Source organism: Streptomyces phaeochromogenes, from assembly GCF_001418655.1.
GTDB classification, from domain to species: Bacteria; Actinomycetota; Actinomycetes; order Streptomycetales; family Streptomycetaceae; genus Streptomyces; species Streptomyces phaeochromogenes.
Window position 1 is genome coordinate 1 of the sequence record NZ_LIQZ01000363.1, and the last position, 6,631, is coordinate 6,631.

A 6,631-nucleotide genomic window follows, 5' to 3' on the forward strand; every position below is an offset into this window, starting at 1 on the left:
CTCGCCGCGGCGGCCGAGGCACTGGGCTGCGAGGTACGGACCTGGCACGCGACCCGTTCGCCCGGGCCGTGGCTCGCGCAGGAGGTACGGAGTCTGCGCCAGGTCGTGCGGGAGGTGGACCCCGACCTGGTGNNGACTCGCGGCGCGGCTCGCCGTGCGCGGGCGGGTGCCGACCGTGTTCCAGCCGCACGCCTGGTCGTTCGAGGCGGCCGGCGGGGTCACCGGGCTGCTCGCCCTCAACTGGGAACGGCTGGCCGCGCGTTGGGCCTCCCGGGTGGTGTGCGTCAGCGAGGCCGAGCGGCGGACAGGGCGGCGGTCGGGGATCGCCGGGCGGTTCACCGTGATCCCCAACGGAGTCGACCCGGAGCGTTTCCACCCGGCGTCGGTCGAGACCGTACGGGCCGGGATTCCGCTGCTCGACGGGGTCGATCCGGCGGCGCCCCTCGTGGTCTGCGTCGGGCGGCTGTGCCGGCAGAAGGGGCAGGACGTCCTGCTGGACGCCTGGCGCGAGGTGTCCCGGCGGGTGCCACAGGCGCGGCTCGTGTTGGTGGGTGACGGTCCCGACGCGCAGGCGCTGCGGGCCGCCGCTCCCGAGTCGGTGCTGTTCGCCGGGGCCGTCACCGAGGCCGTGCCCTGGTACCAGGCCGCCGATCTGGTGGTCCTGCCGTCCCGTTGGGAGGGCATGGCGCTGGCGCCGCTGGAGGCCATGGCCTGCGGGCGGCCCGTCGTGATCACCGACGTGGACGGGGCGCGCGAGAGCCTGCCGCCGGGCCAGGGACCGCGCTGTCTGGTGCCGCCGGACCGGCCGGCCGAACTGGCCGCGGCCGTCGCCGAGCTGCTGCTCGACCCGCTGCTGCGCGAGTCGCTCGGCCACCAGGGACGCCGGTACGTAACGACCACGCACGACATCGGGCGCACGGCGAAGGCCGTCGCCGAGGTGTACCGCGAGCTGATCGGCACCCGGCCGACGCGGTCGACGCGGCCCAGAGGACGGAACACGGGCGTGGAAGCCACCGAGTGCAGGGAGTCCATCCACACGTGACTGCGGAAAGTACCGTTCCCTCCCCCGGTGGCCGGCCGCGGGCGACGGACCACGGATTCTCGCCCGTCTCGGTCATCCCGCCCCGCGAGGCCGCCGGCGGCTTCAGATTCCCCAGCGGCGGACGGCCGTTCGTACGGCGGGCCTCGCGGCTGCCGCTGCCGGCCGTGGACGTCTGCGCGGCGCTGCTCGGCGGCGGCCTCGTGCTGCCCTGGACGCATCCGCTTCCGCTCGCCTCGCTGGTGCTCGCGGTGCTGTGGCTGAACGCGCACGGGTCGCTGTACCGGGCCGCGCCCGTCCCGGCGGTGCTGGACGAACTGCCCGCCGTCTGCGGCCGGATCGCGGTGGGCTGGTGCGCGCTCGCGGCCCTGCTCGCGGCGTACTCCCCGGACCACGCGCTGTCCGCCCGCACCCTGGTCCTCGGCTGCGCGGTGCAGTCGGCGGCGAGCTGTCTGGGCCGCGGCGCTGTGCACGGGCGGCGGCGCCGGGCGCTGCTGCGGCGGCCACGCGCGGCCCTGGTGGTCGGCCGGGCCGCGACGGCACAGCGCGTGGCGGCTGCCTTCCTGCGCCACGAGGCGTGCGGGGTACGGCCGGTGGGCGTCGTCTCCGACGAGACGTCCGGCGGCGAGGGGCTGCCGGTCCTGACCACGGGCGAGGAGGTCCAGCGGGCGCTCATCCAGAACGGCGTGCAGGACGTGCTCGTCGTGGGCCCCGCCGCGCGCACCGAACAGGGGCCGCTGCTGCGGGCGCTGGGCGAGTCGGGCTGCGCGGTGTGGGAGGTCGACGCCGACTCACCGGCGTACGAGAGGACGGACCGGCTCGCCGGGTTCGCCTGCCGGCGGCTGCCGGTCGGGCGGCGGTACGGGAGCGCCGGGAAACGGCTGCTCGACGTGCTGGTGTCCGGGGTGCTGCTGCTGATGGTCAGTCCGGTGCTGCTGGTGTGCGCGGTCGTGCTGCGGATCGCCGACGGGCCCGGGGTGGTCTTCCGGCAGGAGCGGATCGGCAAGGACGGGCGGCCGTTCACCCTGCTGAAGTTCCGTACGCACCGGCCGGTCGACGCGCACGAGGCGGCGACGCGGTGGAGCGTGGCGAACGAGCACGAGATGGGCTGGTTCTGCCGCTTCCTGCGCCGGACCTCGCTGGACGAGCTGCTCCAGCTGTGGAACGTCTTCTGGGGCGACATGAGCCTGGTCGGCCCGCGGCCCGAACGGCCTTATTTCGTCGGCCAGTTCAGCCAGACGTATCCCGGTTACGCGGCCCGCCACCGGATGCGGACCGGGATCACCGGGCTCGCGCAGATCCACGGGCTGCGCGGTGACACCTCGATCGAGGACCGCTGCCGGTTCGACAACGCGTACATCGACAACTGGTCGCTCTGGCAGGACGTGTGCATCCTGCTGCGCACCGCCGCCGCGCTCGTGCGCCCGACGGGGAGCTGACCGCGTGACCCAGCTGCTGACCGCTCCTCCTCTCCCGGCCACCGCGTCGGCGCCGCGCCGCTTCCTTCCCGTACTGCCCGTGGTGGCCATCGTCGCGATGATGGCGCTGCCGGTGTCCGGGGGCGGCGACGGCGGGGGCGGCACCATCGCCGACGCCGTGTCCGGTCTGGTCGTGCTGTACTGCGCGATCCGTCTCGTACGCGACCGCCGGCGCCCCCTGTCCCGTACCGCCGCGGTCGTGTTCGCGCTGCCCGTCGTCGGGATCGCGCTCGCCGCGGCGGGTGAGCTGCGGCGTACGGGGACACCTGCCCGGGTAGTCGCCGTACTGCGGCAGCGGCGCGCCGTGGCCGACCAGTCGGGGCTCAACTCCCGGCAGCGGCTGGACAATCTCGCCGGTGCCCTGGAGGTGCCGGCGGGAGGAGCGCGGCTGTTGGCCGGCGGCGGGCGGGTCGTGATCGTCGACGACCTGATGACCACGGGCGCGTCCCTGACGGAGGCGGCACGGGCTTTGAAGGCCGTTCTCGTGGCGAGAACCGGTCCTTACGGCCGAGTAACACCCAAAGTGACAGGGGAAGGGATGTCTCAAGCGACGGCGACAGGTGTAGGCCGACCAGAAGCGGTCAGAGAAATGAGAGGTACGAACGGCGCCGAAGGCATGCTCGCAGCGGCTGTGGTCGCGGCGACTCCGGCATCTTTCGAAATAAACCGGAACTGACGAAGAAGTTGCGTCGTTGCAGGTAGTGAGAGGTTCTATTCACCTGAATGGAGGTACGTCGCAGTAGAGGGTGACGCCATCCGTCCAGGCGAGATATGTTCGGTTGTGAGGGAATGGCGGACGCCGTCCCTCGCATATCGGAATGCCGTGCCGTGGGTTTTCTGCAATCACCCGCGACAGTGGGTGGAGATCTTGCCCGCGGGGGAGGAGGAGGTGGAAGTCACCGAGTCCGAGGCTCCGGGAGTCGCTGGAGCCTGGTGCAAAAGGGAGATGCTCCGCCGTCGATGCGGAGTGATCCGGGAACGGAGTTCTGCGTGGACATCGTCGTCAAGGGCCGCAAGACCGAGGTGCCCGAGCGGTTCCGCAAGCACGTGGCCGAGAAGCTGAAGCTGGAGAAGATCCAGAAGCTCGACGGCAAGGTGATCAGCCTCGACGTCGAGGTGTCCAAGGAGCCCAACCCCCGACAGGCCGACCGCTCCGACCGGGTGGAGATCACGCTCCACTCCCGCGGTCCGGTGATCCGGGCGGAGGCAGCGGCAAGCGATCCGTACGCGGCGCTGGACCTGGCGGCAGACAAGCTGGAAGCGCGGCTGCGCAAGCAGCACGACAAGCGGTACACCCGCCGTGGAGCCCGCAGGATCTCGGCAGCCGAGGTCGCCGACCACGTCCCGGACGCGGCGACGCTCAACGGGAACGGCGCTGTGGTCCACGAGGAAGAGCACGAGGCGGTGCCGACCAAGAAGATCGGCTCGCTGGAGGTGAAGGGTGACGGCCCCCTCGTCGTCCGCGAGAAGACCCACGTCGCGTCCCCGATGACGCTCGACCAGGCGCTCTACGAGATGGAGCTGGTCGGGCACGACTTCTATCTGTTCGTCGACTCCGAGACCAAGGAACCGAGTGTCGTCTACCGGCGGCACGCGTACGACTACGGCGTCATCCACCTCAGCACGGACCCGATGGTCGCCAAGGCGCAGCAGGCCCCGGCAGGCGGGGCGCTGGGCGGCTGACCTCGCCCGGTGAGCTCCCCCGGCCTTCGGCCGGGAGCCCCAGTGGTGCCCCTGGAGTGCCCGTGCGCCCCCAGGGGCACCGGTGTGCGACCCCTTCGTGCCCCGCTCTGTCGTCCCGTTGTCGCCCGGGCATGAAATCATGGCCGTACCGGCCCAACCGGTGGGCCGTTGCCTCGGGTTGGCGATGGCACAAGAAACACAGGCCACGGCCTTCAGGGGGAGGAACCATGGCGGACAGCTTCGGACCGATGCGTGACGAAGATGCCGACGACGGCGTCGTCGGCATGGGCCCGGACGCGGGGTCCCCACGCAAGGAACCCATCAGGGTCCTTGTGGTGGATGACCATGCCCTCTTCCGTCGCGGCCTGGAGATCGTGCTCGCCGCCGAGGAGGACATCCAGGTCGTCGGCGAGGCGGGTGACGGCGCGGAGGCGGTCGACAAGGCCGCCGATCTGCTGCCGGACATCGTGCTGATGGACGTACGGATGCCCAAGCGCGGCGGCATCGAGGCGTGCACCTCCATCAAGGAGGTCGCGCCCAGCGCGAAGATCATCATGCTGACGATCAGCGACGAGGAGGCCGACCTCTACGACGCGATCAAGGCGGGAGCCACCGGATATCTCCTCAAGGAGATCTCCACGGACGAAGTGGCCACGGCCATTCGCGCCGTCGCGGACGGGCAGTCGCAGATCAGTCCTTCGATGGCGTCGAAGCTGCTCACCGAGTTCAAGTCGATGATCCAGCGTACGGACGAGCGGCGGCTGGTGCCGGCGCCTCGGCTCACCGAGCGTGAGCTGGAGGTTCTCAAGCTCGTGGCGACCGGGATGAACAACCGGGATATCGCCAAGGAGTTGTTCATCTCCGAGAACACCGTGAAGAACCATGTGCGGAACATTCTGGAGAAGCTGCAGTTGCACTCCAGGATGGAGGCCGTGGTGTATGCGATGCGGGAGAAGATTCTTGAGATTCGTTGACAGTGACGTCGTGGGGGCGGGGGCCGGTTCGTAGGCGAGGGCCTCGTCCGGCCTAGCCCAGCGTTCGGCTCAGTTCCGTCGTCAGGGCTTCTCGCAGGGCCGGAGTGTTCGCTCGCTCCACCCGCACGTTCGTGCAGTCGACCCAGGTGGCTGCCTCCAGGAGGGCCTGGGCCACTGCCGGTACGGCCTTGGGGCTGTCGAGGGTGACCTGCTTGGCGACCAGCGTGGCTCCCTCGCGGGCCGGGTCGACGCGGCCGACCAGGTGGCCGCCGGCGAGGACCGGCATGGCGAAGTAGCCGTAGACCCGCTTCGGCTTGGGGACGTAGGCCTCCAGGCGGTGGGTGAAGCCGAAGATGCGCTCCGTGCGGGCCCGCTCCCAGACCAGGGAGTCGAACGGCGACAGGAGCGTCGTGCGGTGGCGGCCCCTCGGGGACGTCTCCAGGGCCGCGGGGTCCGCCCAGGCGGGCTTGGCCCAGCCCTCCACCGTGACCGGGACCAGACCGGAGTCCGCGAGCACCGCGTCGACCTGCTCGCCCTTGAGGCGGTGGTAGTCGGCGATGTCCGCGCGCGTGCCGACGCCCAGGGACTGGCCCGCGAGCCGGACCAGACGGCGCAGGCACTCCGCGTCGTCCAGCTCGTCGTGGAGCAGGTCGCCCGGGATGGCGCGCTCGGCGAGGTCGTACACCCGCTTCCAGCCCCTGCGCTCCGTGCACACCACCTCGCCGTACATCAGCGCGCGCTCGACGGCGACCTTCGTGCCCGACCAGTCCCACCACTCGCTGGTCTTCTTCGCGCCGCCCAAGTCGGTGGCCGTGAGCGGGCCTTCGGCCTTCAGCTGCTTGATGACCTGGTCGTACGTGCCGTCCGGCAGGTCGTGGTTCCAGTGCGGGCGGGCGCGGTAGGCGCGGCGGCGGAACGCGAAGTGCGGCCACTCCTCGACGGGGAGGATGCAGGCGGCGTGCGACCAGTACTCGAAGGCGTGGGGGCTCGGGGGCGCCGTGCCGTCGGACGCGGGGGTCCAGTAGGCGCCGTCCACCGTCTTGCGGCCGACCGCGCCCAGGCGTGCGTACGGGATGAGTTCGTGGGAGCGGGCCAGGACGGAGATCGTGTCGAGCTGGACCGCGCCCAGGTGCCGCAGTACGCCTCGGACGCCGCCCCGGCGGTCGGGGGCGCCCAGGAAACCCTGGGCGCGCAGGGCGATTCGGCGGGCCTCGTCGGCGGTGAGTTCGGCGGTGGGGCGCGGCAGACTCGTCATGGCCCGCACGATATGCGATGCCACTGACAATGGGCTCTGAGCTGCGAAAACTTCCGGAGGAGACGGCCGGAGGAGACGGCCGGAGGAGACGGTCGGGGGGGGCGGGCGGGCGCCGGGAGTTCAGCTTTGCCGTGGTGTGGGCAGATAGGGCGCTGTCGACGGCCGGCCCAGGTCCGACGGGAGCAGGGATCCGATCCAGCAG

General features: G+C 71.4%; 5 protein-coding genes and 2 pseudogenes. 6 read left to right on the forward strand and 1 reads right to left on the reverse strand.

Features of this window, described 5'->3' with window-relative positions; all coding sequences use genetic code 11:
• The 6 genes and pseudogenes from AOK17_RS52835 to AOK17_RS38030 all read left to right on the forward strand — a co-directional run.
• Positions 1-132: pseudogene (locus tag AOK17_RS52835) on the forward strand (glycosyltransferase family 1 protein); the annotation flags it as partial.
• A 2-nt stretch (positions 133-134) separates the two neighbouring features.
• Positions 135-1,042 (forward strand): annotated as a pseudogene (locus AOK17_RS38010) (glycosyltransferase); the annotation flags it as partial.
• Positions 1,039-2,478, forward strand: a complete 1,440-nt coding sequence (locus AOK17_RS38015; protein WP_055617172.1) for an exopolysaccharide biosynthesis polyprenyl glycosylphosphotransferase — start codon at positions 1,039-1,041, stop codon at positions 2,476-2,478. The pseudogene AOK17_RS38010 and the gene AOK17_RS38015, both read left to right, overlap by 4 nt.
• A gap of 4 nt (positions 2,479-2,482) precedes the next feature.
• Positions 2,483-3,193 carry a ComF family protein gene (locus AOK17_RS52840; protein WP_055617173.1) on the forward strand — a complete coding sequence of 237 codons (711 nt, stop codon included), beginning with the start codon at positions 2,483-2,485 and terminating at the stop codon, positions 3,191-3,193.
• 314 nt (positions 3,194-3,507) lie between these two features.
• Positions 3,508-4,200, forward strand: a complete 693-nt coding sequence (gene hpf, locus AOK17_RS38025; protein WP_055617174.1) for a ribosome hibernation-promoting factor, HPF/YfiA family — start codon at positions 3,508-3,510, stop codon at positions 4,198-4,200.
• Between the two features lie 227 nt (positions 4,201-4,427).
• Complete coding sequence (locus AOK17_RS38030; RefSeq protein WP_055617175.1) at positions 4,428-5,174, forward strand: response regulator; 747 nt, start codon at positions 4,428-4,430, stop codon at positions 5,172-5,174.
• Positions 5,175-5,226: 52 nt separating this feature from the next.
• On the opposite strand, the gene AOK17_RS38035 is transcribed toward AOK17_RS38030, so the two are convergent.
• Positions 5,227-6,429, reverse strand: a complete 1,203-nt coding sequence (locus AOK17_RS38035; protein WP_055617176.1) for a winged helix-turn-helix domain-containing protein — start codon at positions 6,427-6,429, stop codon at positions 5,227-5,229.
• Positions 6,430-6,631: the final 202 nt, after the last annotated feature.

Bases quoted from the DNA above. Each gene is read 5' to 3' on its own strand.
- AOK17_RS38030 (WP_055617175.1), top strand. From the start codon at position 4,428: ATGGCGGACAGCTTCGGACCGATGCGTGACGAAGATGCCGACGACGGC.
- AOK17_RS38035 (WP_055617176.1), bottom strand. From the start codon at position 6,429: ATGACGAGTCTGCCGCGCCCCACCGCCGAACTCACCGCCGACGAGGCC.